General features: G+C 63.0%; 20 protein-coding genes. 14 read left to right on the forward strand and 6 right to left on the reverse strand.

The annotated features are described in order from the left end of the window. Positions 1-717, forward strand: a 717-nt coding sequence (locus tag CKO36_RS09445; RefSeq protein WP_200283808.1) for an HNH endonuclease, incomplete at its 5' end; no start/stop codon positions are given. A 64-nt stretch (positions 718-781) separates the two neighbouring features. Further along, positions 782-1360, forward strand: a complete 579-nt coding sequence (locus tag CKO36_RS09450) for an isochorismatase family protein (protein ID WP_200283809.1) — start codon at positions 782-784, stop codon at positions 1358-1360. Positions 1361-1419: 59 nt separating this feature from the next. Here CKO36_RS09450 and waaA read toward each other — a convergent pair whose 3' ends face one another. The 6 genes from waaA to CKO36_RS09480 are packed head-to-tail and all read right to left on the reverse strand — an operon-like array spanning position 1420 to position 8234. Next, positions 1420-2694, reverse strand: coding sequence for a lipid IV(A) 3-deoxy-D-manno-octulosonic acid transferase (gene waaA / locus CKO36_RS09455; protein WP_200283810.1), 1275 nt, complete (start codon positions 2692-2694; stop codon positions 1420-1422). Further along, complete coding sequence (locus CKO36_RS09460; protein WP_200283811.1) at positions 2691-3524, reverse strand: polysaccharide deacetylase family protein; 834 nt, start codon at positions 3522-3524, stop codon at positions 2691-2693. Before CKO36_RS09460 ends, waaA begins: the two co-directional genes overlap by 4 nt. A gap of 29 nt (positions 3525-3553) precedes the next feature. Then, positions 3554-4678, reverse strand: coding sequence for a glycosyltransferase (locus CKO36_RS09465; protein ID WP_338053447.1), 1125 nt, complete (start codon positions 4676-4678; stop codon positions 3554-3556). Next, on the reverse strand, positions 4671-5801 hold the full coding sequence (locus tag CKO36_RS09470; RefSeq protein ID WP_200283812.1) for a glycosyltransferase: 1131 nt from the start codon (positions 5799-5801) through the stop codon (positions 4671-4673). The genes CKO36_RS09465 and CKO36_RS09470 overlap by 8 nt, the downstream gene beginning before the upstream one ends. After that, a complete protein-coding gene (locus CKO36_RS09475; RefSeq protein WP_200283813.1) occupies positions 5798-6889 on the reverse strand; it encodes a glycosyltransferase family 9 protein in 1092 nt (363 codons plus the stop codon). The genes CKO36_RS09470 and CKO36_RS09475 overlap by 4 nt, the downstream gene beginning before the upstream one ends. After that, positions 6879-8234: an O-antigen ligase family protein gene (locus tag CKO36_RS09480; RefSeq protein WP_200283814.1), complete on the reverse strand. Its 1356-nt coding sequence runs from the start codon at positions 8232-8234 to the stop codon at positions 6879-6881. The genes CKO36_RS09475 and CKO36_RS09480 overlap by 11 nt, the downstream gene beginning before the upstream one ends. A 74-nt stretch (positions 8235-8308) precedes the next feature. Here CKO36_RS09480 and CKO36_RS09485 point away from each other — a divergent pair, with 74 nt between their 5' ends. The 12 genes from CKO36_RS09485 to CKO36_RS09540 all read left to right on the forward strand — a co-directional run bounded on the left by CKO36_RS09485 (position 8309) and on the right by CKO36_RS09540 (position 21793). Beyond that, positions 8309-8605, forward strand: a complete 297-nt coding sequence (locus CKO36_RS09485) for a hypothetical protein (protein WP_200283815.1) — start codon at positions 8309-8311, stop codon at positions 8603-8605. 59 nt (positions 8606-8664) lie between these two features. After that, complete coding sequence (locus tag CKO36_RS09490; RefSeq protein WP_200283816.1) at positions 8665-10614, forward strand: methyl-accepting chemotaxis protein; 1950 nt, start codon at positions 8665-8667, stop codon at positions 10612-10614. Continuing rightward, positions 10614-11738, forward strand: a complete 1125-nt coding sequence (gene cheB, locus CKO36_RS09495; RefSeq protein WP_200283817.1) for a chemotaxis-specific protein-glutamate methyltransferase CheB — start codon at positions 10614-10616, stop codon at positions 11736-11738. The genes CKO36_RS09490 and cheB overlap by 1 nt, the downstream gene beginning before the upstream one ends. Before the next feature lie 8 nt (positions 11739-11746). After that, positions 11747-13243, forward strand: a complete 1497-nt coding sequence (locus CKO36_RS09500) for a CheR family methyltransferase (protein WP_200283818.1) — start codon at positions 11747-11749, stop codon at positions 13241-13243. Positions 13244-13252: 9 nt separating this feature from the next. Next, on the forward strand, positions 13253-15565 hold the full coding sequence (locus CKO36_RS09505) for a hybrid sensor histidine kinase/response regulator (RefSeq protein ID WP_200283819.1): 2313 nt from the start codon (positions 13253-13255) through the stop codon (positions 15563-15565). Between the two features lie 63 nt (positions 15566-15628). Beyond that, positions 15629-15976: a response regulator gene (locus CKO36_RS09510; protein ID WP_200283820.1), complete on the forward strand. Its 348-nt coding sequence runs from the start codon at positions 15629-15631 to the stop codon at positions 15974-15976. Positions 15977-16024: 48 nt separating this feature from the next. Then, positions 16025-17731, forward strand: coding sequence for a GGDEF domain-containing response regulator (locus CKO36_RS09515; RefSeq protein WP_200283821.1), 1707 nt, complete (start codon positions 16025-16027; stop codon positions 17729-17731). Next, a complete protein-coding gene (locus CKO36_RS09520) occupies positions 17731-18270 on the forward strand; it encodes a chemotaxis protein CheW (protein ID WP_200283822.1) in 540 nt (179 codons plus the stop codon). The genes CKO36_RS09515 and CKO36_RS09520 overlap by 1 nt, the downstream gene beginning before the upstream one ends. Before the next feature lie 40 nt (positions 18271-18310). Continuing rightward, a complete protein-coding gene (locus tag CKO36_RS09525) occupies positions 18311-18718 on the forward strand; it encodes a hypothetical protein (protein ID WP_200283823.1) in 408 nt (135 codons plus the stop codon). A gap of 35 nt (positions 18719-18753) precedes the next feature. Further along, positions 18754-19920, forward strand: coding sequence for a glycosyltransferase (locus tag CKO36_RS09530; RefSeq protein ID WP_200283824.1), 1167 nt, complete (start codon positions 18754-18756; stop codon positions 19918-19920). A 26-nt stretch (positions 19921-19946) separates the two neighbouring features. Then, positions 19947-21125: a glycosyltransferase gene (locus CKO36_RS09535; protein WP_200283825.1), complete on the forward strand. Its 1179-nt coding sequence runs from the start codon at positions 19947-19949 to the stop codon at positions 21123-21125. Beyond that, positions 21122-21793, forward strand: coding sequence for a phosphatase PAP2 family protein (locus CKO36_RS09540; protein ID WP_207161434.1), 672 nt, complete (start codon positions 21122-21124; stop codon positions 21791-21793). The genes CKO36_RS09535 and CKO36_RS09540 overlap by 4 nt, the downstream gene beginning before the upstream one ends. Positions 21794-21795 lie beyond the last annotated feature (2 nt).

The following is a 21795-nucleotide window of genomic DNA, read 5'->3' on the forward strand; positions in this document are numbered from 1 at the left end:
GGCGCAACGCAAGTACCGCTAGAGATCGAGCACATCCACCCCAGGAGCCGGGGCGGATCGGATCGGATCTCGAACCTGACGCTTGCCTGCCGACCCTGCAATCAGCGCAAGGGCCGTCAGCCCATCGAAACCTTTCTGGCCCGCGCTCCTGAGCGGCTCGCGCGGATCAAGGCGCAAGCCAAAGCGCCGCTCAAGGACGCCGCTGCTGTTAATACCACGCGCTGGGCGCTGTTCCAGGCGCTGACGGCCACGGGGCTTCCTGTTGAGACCGTCTCGGGCGGGCGCACGAAATACAACCGAACGCGCCTAGATATCCCCAAGACCCATGCCCTTGATGCCGTCTGCGTCGGCACCGTCGATCAGGTGCAGGACTGGAATCGCCCGGTGCTGGCGATCAAGGCCACCGGACGCGGCACCTACAGCCGCACGCGCACCTTCAACAACGGTTTTCCGCGCGGCTATCTCGTCCGCCATAAGCGCCTCTACGGTTTCCAGACTGGCGATTGGGTGCGCGCCGAGGTGCCCAAGGGCAAACAGGCAGGCGTGCATGTCGGGCGTGTGGCGATGCGCCGAACCGGATCCTTTAACATCCAAACCCCCGGTGGAACCGTTCAGGGGATTTCACACCGCTATTGCCAGGTGCTGCAACGCGCCGATGGCTATGGCTACGCTTTTCAACCGAAACCGACAATGGAGGAAGCGAGACGGGCCGCCTGACCGCGCTGCGCGCGGTGCGCTATCCCTCCCCGCCCTGAAGGACGGGGTTTCTCGCGCAAGACTGATGAGTATTCACCAAGCACCCATGCCTCTGTGCCAGAGCCAGTTCTCGCAATTACTAATCATCGACGCCCAGGAACGCCTGGCCGCTGCCATGGATCAGCACCTGCGGGCAGAAGCGGAAGGCAATATCAACCGACTGATTCAGGCGGCGAAAATTCTCGACATCCCGGTGATCGCCACCGAGCACAACCCTGCCGGCCTAGGCAAAACCATTGAGGGGATCCGCGAGCATCTGCCCACCGAAGTGGTCGCGACCGAAAAAACCTGTTTCTCCTGTTGCACTGCCAGCGGTTTTGAGCGCAATCTGACCAGCGAGCCACAGCGCAAACAAGTGGTTCTGGTCGGGATGGAAGCCCATATTTGCATCGTGCAGACCGCCTCCGGCTTGCAGCGCTGGGGCTATCAGGTGTTCGTCGCTGCCGATGCCATCTGTTCGCGCCACACCCATCATCGCGACAATGCGCTTGAGCGCATGCGCCACTGCGGCATCCATGTCACCAATGCAGAATCCGTCGCCTTCGAGTGGCTGGGCGACTCCAACCACGAACGCTTCCGCCCGGTGTGGCAGTTGTTCAAATAGGTCGGACCAACTCAGGAAATCCCAGCACTCACACGCCCAGTTGTGATCAATAGCAGTACTCAGTACAGCTGATCCAAATAGCGGTCAATCAGCGCCAGTAGGCGCTCCAGCGCACCGCGATTGGCTGCAACCGTTTGGCGTCCGTTCTCGCCGATACGCGCCCGCTCGGCGGCATCCGTCAGCCAGCGATACAGGCTGTCGGTCAGTTCATCGACCGACTGAATTTGCACCGCCGCCTGCTGCTCAATCAGCAGGCGGGTGACTTCCTGAAAATTAAACACATGCGGTCCGACAATGACCGGCACCCCAACGGCGGCGGCCTCAAGCAGGTTGTGCCCGCCAGTCGGGACCAAGCTACCGCCGACAAAGGCCGCATCGGCAGCAGCGATAAAACTCACTAGCTCGCCCATGGTGTCACCAAGATAAACGTTCGTTTGAGCCTTGCACGGCTGGCCATCGCTGCGGCGCGCGAGGCAAAAGCCGCGCCGGCGCACCTGTGCGGCCACCCGATCAAAGCGGTCCGGATGCCGCGGTACCAGCACCAGGAGAACCGAGGGCAGACGTTCCAGCAGTCGTGCGTGGGCTTGCAGCAGGGGGTCTTCCTCGCCCTCATGGGTACTGGCTGCCACCCATACCGGACGATTGCAGCCCCAGATGCGACGCATCACCTCAGCCTGGTCCATCAGGCTGGCGGGTAGCTGGAGATCAAATTTCATGCTGCCAATTACCGTCACTCGCTCAGCAGCAACGCCCAAGTCAATAAAGCGCTGCGCATCAGCCTGGGTTTGCGCGGCGATCAACGTCAGGCGCCCCATGCTTTGGCGCGTCAACGGCTGCGCCCGCCGATAGCCACGCGCGGAACGCTGCGACAGCCGGGCATTGACCAGCAGCACCGGTCGCTGGCGCCGCTCACACTCAGCCAGCATGTTGGGCCAGATTTCCGTCTCCATCACAATGACAAGCTGTGGCGCGAGCCGGTCGAGAAACCGCCGCACCACGGGGGTGAGATCAAAGGGGCTGTAAAGATGCATGACCCGCTCACCGAAGAGTTCGCTGAGGCGGCGTGCACCGGTGGGCGTGGTGGTGGTAACCAGGATGCGCTCATCCGGGTTGCGCAGCAGCAGATGGCGAATCATCGGCTGCGCGGCCTGCACCTCGCCAACCGAGACGGCATGCACCCAGATGGTGACTGGCTGCAGCGACGTGGCATAGAAACCAAAGCGCTCCCGCCAGCGTTCGCGATAGGCGGGCGCATAGCGACTGCGCCACAGCAGGCGCAGCAACACCCCCGGCAGCAACAGATACAGCAGTAGCGAATAGAGTCCCCGTCTCATGCTGCGCTGTTCTCCACAACGCTGGGAAGTTCATTCCGGCGCGCGCGCCAGGCCTGCAAGGCGGGCTTGGGCGCATGCTTGACCAGCAACTTCCAGCTATAGCCAAGCAGATTATCGCCATAGGATATGGCTTTGCGCGGCAGCAGCAGCGGATGATCAGCCGCTGTGGCGGCCCCGCGCAGACAGGTGGTTGCGCTGCGATAACCCGCGTGTGCCGCCAGCCTGAGCGTAGCGGTGTTAAAGCTGCCAAAGGGATAACACAAGTCAAGCACGGGCTCGCCGAGAATATCCTGCAAGCGCGCGCGACTGTCCGTCAGTTCAGCGCGCTGCGCCTCGGGCGACAGCTCAGCAAGGCGTGCATGGGTACAGCTGTGCGACCCCAGGCTGATACCGGCCTGGTGCAGCGAGCGCAGTTCGGCACCACTCATTAAACGCGGGGTCGCGCGATCAGGCTGAGGATCGCGCCAGCGCATGGGTTGTCCGAGCCAGTCGCTGATGGCATAAACCGTTGCCGGGTAGCCATAATCAGCGAGCACGGGCGCGGCATAGTCGAGAAAGTTCGCATAGGCATCATCAAAGGTGAGCACCAGGGCGCGCACCGGTATCGGGCTGACACCCGCCAGGCACCGCAGGGCCTGCTCCAGACTCAACACCTGAAAAGCCCCGGCGCGCAGCAGCGCCATCTGACGGGCAAAGCGGCGATGATCGCAATAATTGGCCCGATGCGCACGCATGGGGGCAAAGCGTCCGACCTGATGATACATCAGGATGGACAGCTGCCCGGCTGACTGACGCCGGCCTTTCTCGATCGTCCGCTCTGTTGTTGTCATGAGATTGTCGCTATGAGTAGGCTGCGGGATCACGTCGGTGAGTGATCAATGAGCATGCGGTACAGCTCGCGATACTGGCGCATAATCACCGTACGACTGAACTCGGCGGCCACCCGCTGCGCGCCTGCTCGCACCAGATGCTCACGCAGCCGGGCATCGCTGAGCAGGTGCTGAATGCCTGCCGCGAGCGCCGGTGCATCGGCACAGGGCACGGTCAGCGCGTCCTCGCCAGGACGCAGTAGCTCGCGCGCACCGCGAAACTGCGCACTCAGCAAGGGACGTTGCCAGGACCAGGCTTCTAGAATGACATTGCCCAGGGTTTCCTGTTCGAGGGATGGAAACACCACCAGATCCGCCAGTTGCAGATAGAGCCCCGGATCTGACTGCCAACCACACCAGCGCAGACGCTCCATCAGGCCGGTCTCCAGTGCCTGTTGCTGCAACTTCGCACGCAGCGGACCATCTCCCAGCAGCAACAGCACCCAAGGTCGTTGTTCGATCTGCGCCGGCAGGCGGCTCAGCGCCTGCAGCAGATAGTGATGCCCCTTGACCGGCACCAAACGGCCCAAAGCCACCAGCACCCAGGCCTCACCCAGTTCCAGCTGCTGACGCAGCGCAGTGATGGCCGTGGGCGGATGCGGCTGCGCCGGTGCGGCGAAATTATAGATGTGATGCACCCGAGCGGCGGGCAGCCCCTGGGCGATCATCCAGTCACACAGCCCCCGGGTGTTGCCAATCCAGGCCTGCGCATGGCGATAGGGTGCCAGCTTGTAGTAACCGCCGAGCCGGGCAATCTGCACCGGGCCGGCGTTCCCTACCGGGCTGAGTCGGGTCAGGCGCGTCGCCCGCCCCATATAGGTTTGCACAATCTCAGGGCAGTGTTGACGCACCTGGCGGCGAATAGCCGCGCGCGACAGCGGATCCCAGACGCTCAAAAACGGCAACCGCTCGACCGGCAAGCCGCCATAGTCCAGGGTTTCCAGCGCACTGCCACGTCGCACGCCCAGCACCGCCGGCGCTGACTCAACCGCCAGCGCGCGGGCAAAGCGCTGAAACCAGTGCTCGGCACCGCCCAGCGCCTGGCTGCCAATCAGTTGCAGACTGCTCGGCCAGTCCATCGCCCCATCCACTGGCTGCTCCTCTGGCTCACCCATACCTGCCTCCATTCGTCGCTCTGCAAGCATCCCTGAGCACTTCGCGATAGACTGCCAGATTGCCCTCCACCATGGCATCCAGGGAAAACTCGGCGCGCATCCGCGCCTGTCCGGCTGCGCCAAGACGCCGCCGCCGTTCGACATCCTCCAGCAAGCCCGCGATGGCGGCACTCAGCGCCGGTGCATCCCCCGGCGGCACCAGCACGCCGGTTTCAGCCTCCAACACCGCTTCAGGAATCCCGCCGACGCGACTTGCCACCACCGGCACACCGGCGGCGGCCGCCTGCAACAGTGACACCCCCAGCCCCTCCATGGTCGCCGGATGCACCAGCAGATCCAGGCAGGGCAGCAGCCGGTCGAGATCCTCACGAAAGCCAGCCAACCAAACCTGCTGCGTCAGCCCCAGCTCGGCAATCCGCGAGCGCAGGGCGGCTTCCTCGCGTCCCTGACCGAACAATAGCACCCGCAATTCGGGCCAGCGCGCAACCAGTGCCGGCAGCGCTTCCAACAGCACACGATGGCCTTTGCGCGCAATCAGTTGCGCCACCACCCCAATCAAGGGTGCGCCCGGGGTCAGCCCCAATGGCGACGCACCCAGAACAGCATCGCGATAGGCCGGATCACAGGGACGCGCATAGGCGCTGGTGTCCACCGCACTGCGCACCAGCCGCAGCTTGGACTCCGGCACTCCTTCGGTGCGCAGCACCTCAGCAATACCGGCCGAGATCGCAATCACCCGATCATGCAGGCGATATTTCGTCGCCACCAGCCAGCGTGGCTCAGGATTATCGACACGCCGCGTATGCACCACCGGCACTCCGGCCCATCGCCCGGCCAGTCCGCCCATCACATCCGCACCGATTCGGCTGTGCAGATGCACAATATCCGGCTGAGTCCGGACCATCAGCCGACGCAAGCGAGGAATCAGTAGCAGATCCATATCGCCGTGCATGGGCATCGTGGTGACCTGAGCGACAGACGCCGCCCGAGTCGCCAGAGCGCAGCCGTGCCGACAGGCCAGCTGATTGTCGATGCCGCACGCCGCCAACCCTTGCAGCAGATAGAGCGCTTGTAGGGCACCGCCATAGAGACGTGCCCCGCCTTCGACATGCAGCACTCTCATGCCGGCCTGCTCACAGCGGCTGACGACTTAACCAGATCACCGGCTGCCGTCAGCACCTGATCGATGTCAATGTCACGCATACAATCGAAGCGTCCCGCACAGCTGGGGTGGCGTCGGCAGGGCGAGCAGTCGCGTGCATGGTAGAGCACCCGTGCATTGGCATGCCCAGTCTCCAGATAGGGCCGGGTGGATCCAAACAGCAGCAGAGTCGGGATGCGCGCCGCAATGCCCATGTGGCTCAGCCCAGTATCCACGCCGATCAGCAGGGAGGCGCGCTCGATCAGAGCCGCAGCCAACAACAGACTGGTCTCCCCCACCCAGGCATCCAGTGGCGCCTCGGCCAGCTGCGCGATGCGGGCCGCCGCTGCGCGATCACCCGGCGCCCCGAGCAGCCGCACCGGCAAGCCCACACCGCCCTGCCCCACCGGCCGACGCAAACGCTGCGCCAGCTCGGCCCAGCGCTCCTCGAACCAATGTTTCTGAGGGCGCGTGGTAAAGGGACAACAGAGCACAAATCCCTGGGTGAAACCCGCTTGCTGCAGCAGCGGCTCAACATGCCCCCGGGCCTCGGACCCGGGATGCACCCGCATGACGAACTTGTCCAGCGGCAGACCCAGTGCTTCGGCCAGTGCGCGATATTCGGAACCAATGCGCCGATCATCGCGCCGCGACTGTAGCACCTGCGTCATCAGCAGACGGCTGCCTTCGCGCGAATCCAGTCCAATGCGTCGCGCCGCTCCGGTGAGTCGCGCCGGAACCGCGCTTTTCAGCAACCCCTGTAAATCCACCACCAGATCAAAGCGCTCACCCCGCAGTTGCTTGGTCAGTCTGACCAGCTCGCGCCCCAAGGCCACAAAACGCCGCGCTGCGGCCAGTTCGCGCACATGCGCATGTGGCCACTCGATCACTGCATCCAGCCCCGGATGATGCGCCAGCAAGGGCGCACAGCCCGGCTGCACCAACCAAGCCAAATACGCCTGTGGATAGGCCGCACGCAGGGCGTCAATGAGCGCCGAAGCAAACACAATATCGCCAATGGCACTGAGGCGTACCAGCAGGATGCGCTGCGCCGCGCGATCAGCCCGCATTGCCTGCATCTCCCGCATGTGCATGGCCCGCACTGTCCGCGCTGCCCACATGTTTCGCCCCGGCCACTGGCCCCAAGCGCTGATGCGCCCCCAGCGTGAAACTCAGCGCCGCACCGGCCAGCAGCGTCCAGAACCCGCGCCAGTCCTGATGCAACAGGCGAAAACTGAACAGACTCCACACCAGCGTCAGCAGAAACAAACAGATCAGCAAGACAGCCAAGTCATCGCGCAATAAGTGCTGACGCCAGGCCGCCCGCACCCCATGCAACAAAACCGCCACCAGCGCCAGAAAGAGTCCCAGCCCCACCACACCCAACTGGACGAGTAGTTCGAGATAGGTATTATGCAAATGCACCAGCACCTGTCCCTGATCAATCAGATCATAGTCTTGCGCATGCGCGGCAATTAAAGGTTCGGCTGCCCCTGTTCCCCAACCAAACCAGGGTCGTTGCAACCACAGATCCAGCCCCAGCTGTCCCACCCGCCAACGTAACCCAATGGAGGAAACATCCGTCGGAGCAGCCTGCTGCTGCAAGAGCGCCGCCGCGCTGTCGGCTTCCATGGCCAGGCGATTCACCACCAGTGCGCCATTCAGCCCCACAAACACCAGCAACAGCAGCCCGGCAACAGCGGCTTGCCGCGTGAAACGTCGTGCGGACCACTTGCACCAGTACGCATACAGTGCCTGACGGCGCAACCAGCCCCCCACCCCCAGCGCGATCAAAAACGCCAACCAGGCTGAGCGCGACTGGGTAAGCAATAATCCCTGCGCCAGCAGCAGCGCCGCCAGCCCGCGCGCCACCGACCAGAAGCGTCCCGCCGGCCAGCGCAACAGGAGCACCCCCAGCAGCGCCGCTGCGCTATAGAGTCCAAAGGCAATGGCGGTGAACCCAAAACCCTCCCGCCATGCCAACCAGGCGCCGGGATTCTCCAGCAGCAACGGCCAGTTCAGCCGCAAGGGCATTCCGATTAGCAACCCCAACAACGCCAGCCCCAATAGCCAGCGCAGCCGCCGCTCATCAGCACCCAGCGCCAGTGCAAAGGGCAGCACCACCGCCAGTTGCATCCAGTCCCCCACGGCCTCCCAGTCCGTCTGGGCCGTTGCATCATCCAACCATTGCCCCAGCAGCATCCGGGCGGGACAATAGAGTGCCAGCGCCAGTACCAGTTGCGCAGCCGGATCCCGCCACCAGGTCCAGGATCGGCTGGTCGGCAGCAACAACAGGAACCCCAGCCACAGCAGCACCAGTGCTGCCGCCAGGGCCGCTGGCACCAGAAACAACGCCAGCGCCAACAAAAACAGGGTTGCCGCTTGCAGACGCTCGGTCACAGACGCAAAATTCATGAAACAAAGGCCAGAATCGGCGGATAATCACCAGAATGAAGCCCGCATTATCCGCACGACAGACCGGGGACTCAATGAGTATTCCGCTGTCTGAGCCTCCGGCCCCGCTCACACTGCTTGGTTTTCGCCCCGGAGCCGGCAGTATCCCGCAGGTGATGCTCGATCTCATTAGATGGCCTGCACCAACAAATCGCTCATGGCCGCCATCGCCCACGGGGGATTACGCCGCTGCCATCAAACAGGTCTTTCTGCACTATCTCGACAGCTACTTCAGCCGTCGGGATCTCGCCTCTACAGTGGCATTGTTTGATACTGAGATGTCGGGCTTCGGCACCGACCGGGATGAGACCACCGTCGATGCGTGCAGCTGATCAATACCCTGAGTGGGAGCCGTCCGACGCAAGCCTCCATTACTACCGAGAATTTCGTAATGTTCACCAATCTCCGTCTTTGGGCCAACAACCTCATCGGTGTCGGGGCCGCGATCCTCATCGCCGTCTCGGCGCTGACCTTTTTCAATCTGCGCGGCCTGGATCAGGTAATCCTGGATGCGGAGCGCATCGAGCTGCAACAATACGCCGAAGCTATTCGGGTCAATGTCGCTGCCGAGACGCGTTTAGCTGAGGCAATGAGCACGCTGGTGGCCAATATCCCGGAGGTACAGCAACATTTCGCTGAGGGCGACCGCGCCTGGCTACAAGAACAATTGCTGCCCCCCTTCAAGGTGCTGGAGGCTGACTATGGCGCGGTTCAATTCCAGTTCCACACACCACCGGCCACCTCCTTTTTACGGCTGCATAAGGTCGAGAAGTATGGCGATGATCTCTCCAGTTTCCGCCATTCAGTCGTGGATACCAATACCGAGTTAATGCCACAACGCGGCCTGGAGTCCGGGGTCGCCGGACTGGGCGCGCGTGGCGTGGTACCGGTGTTCGACCAAGGGCAGCACCTTGGCTCGGTTGAATTCGGCATGTCCTTCGGCCCGGCCTTTTTCGCCGCCTTTAAGCAGGGACATGGAGTGGAGGCCGGGCTGCATGTGTATCACGACGGTGCCTTCGAGACCTTCGCCATGACCCAAGGCGACCAGCCGCTCTTGGATGCCGCCAGCCTTCAAGCCGCCTTCAACGATACCCCGCAGTACCAGCAGGTCGAAGTCGATGGCATCCCCATGGCGGTCTATGCCGTGCGGGTCGATGACTATGCCGGTGCTCCGTTCGGTGTTCTGGAGGTGGCCAAAGATCGCCTGCATTACCTGGAGGTCAAGGCCCGAGCGACCCGCCGGGCCTGGCTGATCGGTGGTCTGGTGTTGCTGTTCAGTCTGACGCTCGCGCTCCTGACTGCGCGCGTGCTGGCGCAACGCATCCTCCGGGTCGCCAAGGGCTTGAACCGCGTGGCTGCGGGCGACCTGACTGGCGAGATCCTGCTACAAGGGCGCGACGAGCTGGCGGAACTGGCACAGACCACCAACCGCATGCGTCAGCAACTGCATGGGCTGGTATCCCAGGTCGAGGCCGATGCCACATCGGTGTTAACCGCCGCGCGCGAGATCGCCCAAGCGGTCGAGGGTCAGGCGGCAACCTCCAGTGAAATGTCGACCTCGGTGGCCGAGATCACCTCAACCATGGAGGAACTCTCGGCATCCTCCAGTCAGATCGCCGAATACTCTGGGTCCGTGGTCGAGGTGGCCCGCCGTACTTACGATGGCAGTCTCCATGGCTCGGAGGCCATGCAGCAACTGGTCAATAAGATGGAGGATATCCGACGCGACAATCAGCACTCGCTCACAGAGATCGTCGAACTCGGCGGTAAGTCCAAGGAGATCTCCCGGATTATGGAGATCATCGACACGGTCGCGGATCAGACCAAGCTGATCGCCTTCAACGCCGCGCTGGAGGCCTCCTCAGCGGGCGAGGCCGGCAAGCGCTTCGGCGTGGTGGCGGCGGAAATCCGCCGACTGGCCGATTCGGTAACCGAGTCCACCGGTGAGATCGCGCGCAAGGTCGGTGAGATCCAGGAATCCATCAGCCGTCTGGTCATCACCTCAGAAAAGGGGAGTGTCGGGATCGAGCAGGGCATGGAGGCTTCCTCCCGCACGGCGGCCTTTCTCCAGGACCTGGTCCAGGCGGCCAGTGAGGCCACCAGTTCGGCCCAACAGATTAGCCTTTCGACCCAGCAACAGCGCACCGCCAGCGATCAAGTCGTGGTGGCGCTCCGAGAGATCGTGACCGCCAGTTCCGACACCGCCGAGTCGGTCCGCCGGATCTCTGAGGTCGCCCAGGAGATGACCCAGCTCTCCACCAATCTCAAAGTCCAGATGGACCGGTTCACCTTAAACGAGACAAAGACAGCAGCGGAAGACACCGCTGCGCGGAACGACTGATGGAACCAGACAGCAAGCAGCCGATCAGCGTACTGGTGGTCGATGACAGCGGTTCGGCGCGCGCACTGATTCGCGCCCTGCTGGAAAACGAGCCAGGACTGCGGATCTGCGGCGAGGCTGAAAACGGGCGCGAGGCGGTCGCGAAGGTGCTGACGCTCAAGCCCAACATTGTCACCATGGACTTGCAGATGCCCGAGATGGACGGCATGGCCGCCATTGAGGAGATCATGGCAGTGCGCGCAACGCCCATCCTGGTGCTGTCGGATCTGGCCGACGCGCGCAACGCCATGTCGGCAGTCGAGCGCGGCGCTCTAGAGGCAACCCCCAAGCCCACCATTGATGACGGTCACGCACTGGCGGCGCGACTCAAAGTGCTCGCCGGCGTTCCCGTGATCCGCCATATCCGCCGCAGACAGGCGCCCGTGCCACCGAGCATCCTCTCAGCCCCGATCACGCCGAGCGCTACAGGCGGTGCCACACGCACGCCCCATGCGCTCCAGGCTCCTGGCCGCGAGGAGGCTGGCCCCGCTCAGCGGCGTGTCGTCGCCATCGCGTCATCGACGGGCGGCCCCCAGGCACTAGCCAGTCTCCTGCCTGCGCTGCCCGCCGATTTTCCGGCCCCCGTCCTGATCGCACAGCACATCTCCGAGGGTTTCGCCGAGGCCATGGCCAGTTGGCTGAATGATCTCTGCCCGCTGACGGTCCGGGTGGCGCAGGCGGGCGAGTCGCTGCAACCGGGGCGGATCTATCTGGCCGACCCCTCCACCCACATGACCATGACCCGCGACGAACGCATCCAACTGACGCCCCGCGCCGAAGCGGATATCTATCACCCCAGTTGCGACCGCCTGCTCACCTCGGTGGCCGAGGTTTACCACCACCGCGCGGTCGGAGTGATCCTCACCGGCATGGGGCGCGACGGGGCGCGCGGCCTGCTCGATCTGCGTCGCACGGGCGGCATCACCATCGCTCAGGACGAGGCCAGCTCAGTGATCTTTGGCATGAATCGCGAGGCCATCCTGGCCGGAGCCGCGCAGTCGGTGCTGCCGCTCAACGCCATCGCCACCGAACTCGGCTGGCTCGCACGCACCTCACCTGTGGCACGGCAGACCGCGACGCCATGACTCAGCCCATGAATCTCCAATCGATTCAGGCCTTCATCAAGGAACAGCTCGGGCTGCATTGCGGCGAACAACCCAATGCTCAATGGCGTGTATTGCTGACCAACCGGATCGCCAGCGTGGGCGCAGCCTCTGCCGAGGCCTACCTGGCGCATCTGCGCACTGACGAGCATGAGATCCATACGCTCGCCAGCCTGCTCACCATCAACGAAACCTATTTCTACCGCGAGGCGCAACATCTCAAGCTGCTCACCGAGCGTCTTTGCCCCGAGTTGCTCACCCGCAAGCCGCCGGCCCAACCGATCCGCATCCTGTCGGTTGGTTGCTCCACGGGCGAGGAGCCGTATTCGATTCTGATGGCGCTGCGCGAACGCTATGGCGAGTTGACCGACACGCTTTTCGATCTCCATGCCGGCGATGTTGACCAAGCCGTCCTGGAACGCGCCCGCGCTGGCATCTACAGTCCCTTTTCCTTTCGCGCCCTGTCTCCAGCCTTGATTGAGCGTTACTTCGACACGGTCGAAGGCGGCAGCCTGCGGCGTATTGATGACGTGATCCGTCAGCGCGCGAATTTTCTGCCGCTCAACCTGCTGGCGCCCGAGTATCCGGCGGTCTTGCAGGGGCAGGACGTGGTGTTTTTTCGCAACGTTTCCATCTATTTCGACGCACCGACCCGGGCGCTGGTGCTGACTCGGCTCAAAACGCTGCTCAATCCTGGGGGTTTTCTTATCGTCGGGACGGCGGAGACCCTGGCCAACGATATCGGGGTGCTGACGCTGCGCGAACTGGATGGTGTGTTTTTTTTCGCGGACGCTCCCCGCGAGCAAGCCGCGCCACCGCCGTTGATCCGGTCGAGTGTTGGTGCGCCGGCGCGTTGCAACCCAGACCGACCAGCGACCGGCATCAAACCGAGTCAACCGCTTGCCAGGCCGGCCAAGGCTCCAGTCACCGAATCCCCCGACACCCTCTACCAAGAAGCCTTGGCCTTGACCCGAGCCGAGCGCTTCGACGACGCCCTGGAGCAACTGGCCCCGCTGTGCGCCAACTCGACCCCGCGCATTCAAGACCTGACACTCCAGGCGCATCTTCTCCTGGAACGAGGCGACACGCCCGGCGCCAGCGCGGCGGCGAAACGGGCGCTCGCAATTGATCCTTGGTACCTGGACGCCCTCTTGCTCTTGGGCCGCCTGGCCCAGGGACAGGGTGACGGAGCGGGCGCGATTGGGCACCTGCGCCGGGCCATCTACCATCGCCCGCAGGCTTGGCAGGCGCATTTTCAGCTCGCCGAATGCTACCGTGAGGGCGGACAATCGGAGCTAGCGCGGCGTGAGTATCGGGTTGTTCTGCACCAGCTTGAACAGCAGCATACGACCGAGTCCGGCCGAGCCGTCGGACCAAACGCGCACAGCGCCGAGCATTCCAGTTCACTGCCCTTACCCTACTCGCTGCGGGATCTGCGTCTGCTCTGCGAGACCCGCTTGTCCCGACTCGACGCAACGGCGGGCTGAGGCGCGATCATGGCTCTTGATATCAAGAAATTCCTCGGTCGCTTCACCGGTGAGGCGCGCGATCATCTGGCGCGACTCGAAACCGGGCTGGCGGCGCTGTCCGCTGGTGACAGCCTGGATGCCGAAACCATCAACGGACTTTTTCGCGCCGCGCATACCATCAAGGGTTCCTCGCGGATGCTCAAGCTGAACAGCATCGCGGAAATTGCCCACCAGTTAGAGGAAGTCCTGGGGGCATTGCGCGACGGCAAGCTCCCGCTGCCTCAGCCGCCCGAGTTTAGCAGCCTGTTGCTGCGAGGCGTGGATGCCATCAGCGCGCTCGTCGAGCAGGTGGAACCGAGCGGCGGACAGCTCCCGCCGCCGGATCCGGCACTCTTGGCCGCACTCGCCCAAGCCGCCACTGGCGCCGAGCCATCAGAGTCAGCCGAGTCAGCTGATCCAGCCGGCGATGCGGGGAGGAATCCGGACGCGGCCAAGCCACCAGAGCCAGCGACCGACACGCCACCGCCCTCGCCCGCCTCCACACCTGCCGCAGCGCCCGCCGCAACAGAAGCACCCACCAGCGTTCGCGCCCCAGAAACTGTGCGGGTGCGCATGGAGAAGCTCGACGAACTCATCAAACTGATGGGCGAGGTCGTCTCCAGCCAGACCCGGTTCCACCAGCAGCTCCTAGAGACGCGCGCCTTGGATGCTGCTTTTCAAGCCCTGCTGAAGAATGACGCGAATGACACCAATGACAGGCCTGGCGTCGATATGGAGCGACTGGCCGAGCACACCGCAGCCCTGCACCGTGCCACCCTAAATCTGCGTGATCTGGTTATGGAACAGGAACTGCTCACTGACGACCTCAACGACCGCGCCTTGATCATGCGCATGCTGCCGCTGGCCATTGTCTTTGACCCCATCGCCCGGGTGGCGCGCGAACTGGGCCGCGAACTGGGCCGTGAGGTGCATTGCGAGATCAGCGGTGGCGAGATTGAGCTGGATCGCCATCTCATCGACCGCCTGAACGATGTCCTGGTACATCTGCTGCGCAACGCCATCGATCACGGCCTCGAACCGCCGCAAGAACGCCAGGCCGCTGGCAAGCCATCGCTCGGGCGCATCCGCCTGTCGGCGCGTCAGGAGGGGGTGGGGGTTCTGATCGAGATCAGCGATGACGGGCGCGGGCTGGACCGCGACAAAATCCTCGCCAAGGCGGTGCAAAAGGGGCTGATCGAGCCCACGCGCACGACCGCCATCAACGACGATCAGGTCGCGGATCTGATCTTCCAACCCGGTTTCAGCACCAGCGCCATTATCACCGAGGTCTCCGGTCGCGGCGTCGGAATGGACGTGGTCAAGCGCACCATTGTCGATGATCTTCAGGGTGCCGTATCGGTCTCCAGTCGCCCCGGCGAAGGAACCCACATGCGTATCCAACTGCCGCTGTCGCTCGCCGTGATGCGGATTCTGCTGTTCGAGGCCGCCGGCAAGGCGTTTGGACTCACCGCCCAGCATGTCGCGGAGCTGATCCGGGTGCCCAAGGGTGACACCATCCAGGTCGCTGATCGTCCAGCCATTGTCCTGCGCAACGAATTTCTGCCCTTAATCCCACTCGCGGAGCTGCTGCGGTTACAGGCTCCCTCGGGGGATGTCGGCGCGGTTGAGCCTTCGCTGCGGCCTGCGGGCGGCGAGGCTTATTTGGTGGTGGTGATCAACGTGCATCAGTCTAAATTGGGGCTGGTCGTTGATCGGCTCATCGACGAGCATGACATGGTCATCAAGCCTCTGCCTGAGCACATGCGCGGCCTGGGCATGGTGGCCGGCATGGTGATTACCGGAACCAATGCGCTGGTCAGCGTGCTCCAGGCTCCGGCGCTGCTAGCCGCCGCACGCCGCATTCGGGGTGAAGCGCTGATCACTTCGGACAAGACCGGCGCGGCTGGCAAGGACGCGGGTAGCCAGGACGCCGACGGGCATGACATCCTGGTGGTCGACGACTCGCTCAATACCCGCGAGATCGAGAAAGAAATCCTGGAGGCTCACGGCTATCGCGTCACCCTGGCCGAGGATGGGCTGGATGGCTGGCAGAAGGCGCTGGGCGGCCACTTCGACGCCGTGCTGACCGATGTCGACATGCCCGGCATGGACGGCTTTTCGCTGACCGCCCGGCTGCGTGAGAATGACCGCTATCGCACCACCCCGATCGCCATCATCACCTCGCGCCAGAAGGAAGAAGACAAGCAACGCGGGATACAGGTGGGGGCCGACGCCTATATCGTGAAAGGCGATTTCAACCAGTCCAGTCTGGTGGAAACCCTGAAAAATCTGCTAGGGTGAGGCCCAACGTAACCCGTTCATCCGTCAATAAACACCGTGACAACGGTAGAGGTCTGAACACCGATGCATATTCTTGTCGTTGACGATGATCCCCTGGCCGGGGAAATGACGGTCGCCGTCCTGGAAGAGGCCGGACATACGTGTCAATTCGCCGAACATGGCATGCAAGCGCTGGAGGCACTGGTCGATCCAGCGGCTTTCGAGCTTGTGGTCTCGGATATGAACATGCCCTTGCTGAGCGGGCTGGAACTCTTTCAGGAGATGCGCAGCCAGGGTCTTGAGACACCCTTCGTTCTGCTCACGGGCGATGACCCGGAGCCACTGCGCGCGCGCGCGCCGGGGATTCTCGCCTGCCTCTTGAAGGATGCCTCAATGGAAGACAGTCTTCCCCGCTTGGTTGAGCAACTGTAATCGGGTTGACGAACGTCAACCCAAGCTCTCCACCCTCAAGTCATCGACATGGCGACCGGCAAGACTGAATCCTTCAAGGCGCGCAAGCAAAAACTGCGTCAATCCTTTATCACGCAGTTTCCCCAACGACTTGGCCAGGCGCGCGAACTCCTGATTCACCTGACCCCGGGGAGCGATCAGCGCGAGCGACTTGACAAACTCCATCTGATCTTTCACACCCTCAAGGGGTCTGGCGCCTCACTTGGCTTCGACTCCATCGACGCATCAGCCAAGGCCGCAGAGCACGCCTTGCGCGAGGTGCTGGATCAGGATGGCCAGGTGACGGTGACAGATGGTTTGGTCGCAGAACTGGAGCAGCAACTGCACAGCCTGGAAGCACTCGAACTCGCGCTTGAGCCACCCCATAGCCATGATACCGGCCCCAGCTTCGAGCTCTCCACCCGTCAAGCGACCGAGGGTCATGTCAGCAAACATCGTCAACGGTTAGTTTATTTGTGCGACGACGATCCGCAGCTGGCTCAGGAGCTGTCCGGCCAACTGAGCTGTTTCGGCTATCAGGTCATCCCCTTCATGACCCTGGACGCCGTGCGCCAGGCCTTTCTGGCCAAGCCGCCGGGCGCTATCATCATGGATGTGATCTTTCCGGAAGGCCGCGATGCCGGCCCCGCGCTCATTGCGGAAATGAACGCCTGCCTGGATCGCCCTGTCCCCAGCGTTTTCATGTCGAGCCGCAACGACTTCGCGGCTCGGTTGCGCTCGGTTCAGGCCGGCGGCAACGCCTACTGCCCCAAGCCGGTCAAGGCCGTCGAGATGGCCGAGATTCTCGACCAGTTGACCAACCGGATCCCGTCTGAACCCTTTAACATTCTGGTCGTGGACGACGATCCAGACGTGGCGCACTTCTTCGCCATGGTGTTGGAAGAGGCCGGGATGGTAACGCGGGTGGCGAACGAACCCGAGCACGTGCCCGGCATTCTTGAGTGCTTCGACGCTGATCTGGTATTGATGGATCTCTATATGCCGCACTGCTCCGGCCCCGATTTGGCCCGGTTGTTGCGCCAGATCCCCGGTTATCTCAGCCTGCCAATCATCTACGTTTCCTCGGAGACCGATGTCGATCGCCAGTTCAAGGCGCTTGAGGTCGGCGCCGATGGCTTCCTCACCAAGCCCCTTGAACCCGACCGACTGGTGTCCGAGGTGCGTCTGCGCGCCGAGCGCATGCGCACTCTGCGCTCGCTGATGATCCGCGACAGCCTGACCGGGCTTTTCAACCACAACACCATCCTGCAACTACTGGAGGTCGCGCTCGCTTCCTGCCAACGGGCTCGTAATACCCTGTGCATAGCCATGATCGACGTGGATCATTTCAAGCTGGTCAACGACACCCACGGCCATCCGGCAGGCGATCAGGTGCTGATGGCCCTAGGGCGTACTCTGCGCCTGCGCCTGCGCGAGGTCGATCTGGTCGGGCGCTATGGCGGCGAGGAATTCGCAGCCATCCTGGTCGGACTCGATCTCGACCAAGCAAAAACCATCATCGACGGCTTGCGCGAAAATTTCGCCGCCGTGACCTTTTTCGCCGATGGGGTCGAGTTCCACTGTTCCTTCAGCAGCGGGATCGCCGCCTTCCCGGAATTCAGCAAGGCATCAACCTTGGTCGAAGCCGCAGATCGGGCGCTCTACCGCGCCAAGCACGCCGGGCGCAATCGGGTCGAGGTCGCCCATGACAAGACTGCGGCGCCAGAGGACACCTAATGAACACTGAAAACGACCAGTTGGCTGAAATCTTGCAGCATCGCCGCACGGCCGAGGCGGGCATCGTTGAAGTCGACGCCCCGACCGTCAAGCTCGTCATCTTTGCCATCGGTGACGCGCTCTTCGCCTTTCCTGGCCAGAATATCGCCGAGATCCTGCCACTGACGACCATTCACTTCGTACCCGGCTGCCCTCCTTCGTTGGAAGGCGTCATCAACGTGCGCGGCGACATCACCTCAGTGATCCGCCTCGGCGATCTGCTTGATCGTTCGCACGAACCCAGCAGCCGTCGCGCGGCAATCCTCTTAGGGCAGGCACGCGCGCAAGACAATGCCATGCGCAGCGGACTCCGGGTTGATCGAGTCGAGGATGTCCTCGACATCGTTGAGGAATCCATGCGACCGCCCACCGACACCCTGCCGGAACGGCTGCGGGCTGTGGCGACCGGCATCTTTCAGCACCGCGACGAAACCGTCATCGCCCTGGACCTGGAGCGGCTGTTTCAGGACTACGCCAGCACGCTGCACGAGCACCCATGAGGGTCGCAACACAGTCGACAACGCAAGGAATCGCAAGAAGATGACGGCGGCAGCCACGGCTGGGATTGATCTGGTCCGCTTTTGCGCAGGCGGTCTGACGTTCGCGGTGGAAGCGAACAAGGTCAGCGCCATGCGCGCGCCCCAGGAGCCGCTTCCTCCCAGGCTGTCGGCCCTGCTTCAGCTTCCGAGGTCAGCCGCAGAAGAAGCCGCCCCTCGGGAGCGCCTGTTGGATTTTACCCACCCCGAGGGAACACGCGGCCTGCTGGTGGATGAACCGGTCATCCAGTGCCACCTTCCCGCCAGCACCCTACACCCCTTGCCGCCCCTGATGGCGGCTCGGCTAAACCTAAGATGTGTTCGCGCCCTGGCCTGTTTTGATAGCCCACCCAATGACACACTGGCTATTGTCATCGATGCCTGGCATTTACCCCGGCCTGAATTGAGATGAAGCCCGCATTATTCGCACGACAGACCGGGGGCTCAATGAGTATTCCGCTGTCTGAGCCTCCGGCCCCGCTCGCACTGCTTGGTTTTCGCCCCGGAGCCGGTGGCATCCCGCGAGTCATGCTCGATCTCATTGATGGCTTGCATCAGCAACAGGTGCCGGTTGATCTGCTGCTCCCAGCCGGTGACTATCCTGACCTGGCTCGCCTGGCCACGCCCATACCGGCCTGCTTTCCACTGAGCAGCGGAGATCGCCAGCGCGCGCGACAGGAACTCACCCACTATCTGGCCGAGCGCCAACCCGCCGCGCTGCTGAGCAACAAAGACCGCAGCAGCGCCCTGCTGGCTGATCTGCGCGCCCAGGATCAGTGCCTGCCGCCGGTCTGGTTGCGCATCGGCAGCGATGTGCGTGAGAAGATTCGCAGCAAGCGGATTTGGCGCCGTTCGGCGTATCGCGCTGAGCTGCTGCGCAGTTATCGCGCCGCCGATGGTCTGATTGCCAACTCCAGCGGTGTGGCTGAGAGTCTGGCCGCCCTGTTGCACCAGAAGCGCACGCCAGAGCAGGCGCCACCCATTCGCACCATTGCTAATCCTCTGAATCTGAACCGCATTGCCGAACTAAGCACTGCACCGGCGCCACACCCCTGGCTGGCGGATCACAGCACGCCGGTGATTCTGGGCATGGGCCGCCTGGTGGCGGTCAAGGACTTTCCACTGTTGATACGCGCCTTTGCCCGCCTGCGCCACCACCGGCAGGCGCGCCTGATCATTGTTGGCGAGGGCCGGCAACGTGCTGCGCTGGAGCGACTGATCCGCCGGCTGGGCTTAACTGATGCCGTCGCCCTCCCCGGCTATCTCGACAATCCCTTTGCTGCCCTGGCGCGAGCCGCACTCTTTGTCCTGTCTTCGCGTTACGAAGGCTCACCCAATGTATTGATCGAAGCCCTTGCCTGCGCAACTTCCTGTGTTGCAACCGACTGTCGCAGCGGTCCGCGCGATATCCTCGCTCAAGGCCAGCTCGGTCCCCTGACTCCAGTCGGCGATGTTGCCGCGCTGGCCGATGCCATGCGCCAAACACTGGAGGCACCACCAGCGGCTGACACCCTGCTGGCAGCCGCACAGCGCTTTGATCTCAGCCGCAGTGTCGCCTCCTATCTGCAAGCACTGGGCATCGCATCAGCCGCTCAGCTCCAGCCGGTGCCCTGATGCCCTTCATTGCAACCAAACCTGCTATGGCAACCAAGCCTACACGCCTAGCCATTTTCGCCGCCACCTCCGGGCATAGCGGTGTCGATCGCATCGTGCAGAATCTGACCCGGCAATTCGATGTCTGGGGCCTGGGCGTCGACCTGCTGCATGTGCGCAAGCATGGGCCGACAGTTGACGGTGTGGGTCTATCCCAGGCGCGCGTGATTGATCTCGGGACCGCGCATGTCGCAACTGCCCTGCCGGCCTTGGTGAAGTATCTGCGCCGTGAGCGCCCGGTTGCGCTACTGTGCGATAAAGACCGCGTCAACCGCACCGCGATTGTGGCGCGGCATATCGCCCGAGTGCCAACGCAACTGGGTGTGCGCCTCGGCACAGCGGTTTCGGTGAATCTGGCGGAACGCGGTTCCTTCGAACGCTTCGTGCAACGGCTATCGATGCGCCATCTGTATCCGCTGGCAGATCGGATCATCGTGCCAGCCACAGCGGTCAAGCAGGATTTGCAAGAGTTTTCCGGACTCCCCGCCGCACAGATTGAGGTTATTCGTAGCCCGATTTTGACCCCAACCCTGCACACCCTGGCCACGCAGCCGGTGCCACATCCCTGGCTGGCTGCCGGTGAACCGCCGGTCATTATGGGCTTGGGTGAACTGAGCTATCGCAAGCAGTTTGAAACCCTGCTCCAGGCCTTTGCCCTGGTGCGGCGCCAGCGTCCGTGCCGCCTGATGATTCTCGGTCGCGGCCGCCGCCGCGATACGCTGCTTAAGCTGGCCCATACGCTCAATATTGAGCAAGACATGCAGTTGCCGGGTTTCCAGACCAACCCCTATGCTTATCTGAGCCGTGCGCGCATCTTCGTGCTCAGCTCCCTGTGGGAAGGTCTGCCGGTGGCACTGATTGAAGCCCTCGGCCTCCAGGTGCCGGTCGTAGCCACCGACTGTCCGGGCGGCTCTGCCGAGGTGCTCACCGATACCCGCTGTGGCACCCTGGTGCCCCGCCAGGATCACCAGGCCATGGCCAGCGCCATTCACCACTGGCTCGATGCCCGGCCCAACCCGCAGGCACTCGCCGCAACGCTCGCGCCCTATCAGGTCGAACAGAGCGCGGCGGCCTATCTGCGCGCGCTCGGCATACAAATCAGCGAACAGATCAGCGGACAGCGGGCGCCGCTGACGGATGCGCTGCACCGGAATCCCCTTGCATGATAGCCAAAGACCAACTGCTCGGCGTCCCGTATTGGCTGTGGATCGCCTTTTTTGCCTGTGCTGATCTCATGCTCGCCTTTCCTGAGCTTGATCTGGCTATCTCGCGAATGTTTTTCGACCCACAAGCCGGCTTTGTGATCAATGGACTCTGGTGGGAGCGACTCCTGTATCACTCACTTGATGTTGTCTTGATTACGGTACTGGTCGTGTTACTGATTGCCTGGTGGAGAGGACGCCAGCCACCGCGCTGTCCGGACCGCCGTGCTGATCACTGTGGGCCGCCAACCGGGCGTCAGCTGTTGCTGCTGCTGGCGCTGTTGGCGCTGGTGCCCGGTCTGCTGGTAAACCAGGGCTTGAAAGAACACCTGGGTCGCGCCCGGCCGGTCGATCTAAGTATCTTCGGAGGCACCAAAAGTTTCACTCCAGCCTTTGTGCCCTCGACTCAAGATGGTGGTTCTTTCAGCTCCGGCCATGCTGCGGCAGCCTTTTTTCTGGTCGTAGTCGCCGCAGAATTGCGCTCGGTACGCAGTATTTGGTTTGTGCTCGCCCTCAGCTACGCTCTGAGCATCGGTCTGATCCGCATTGCCAGCGGCGGGCATTTTCTCAGTGATGTGTTGGCCTCAGCGCTGTTGGTGTGGATAGGCTATCGAGTACTCCTGCGTCATTGAAA

This window comes from Rhabdochromatium marinum (assembly GCF_016583795.1).
Classification (GTDB): domain Bacteria; phylum Pseudomonadota; class Gammaproteobacteria; order Chromatiales; family Chromatiaceae; genus Rhabdochromatium; species Rhabdochromatium marinum.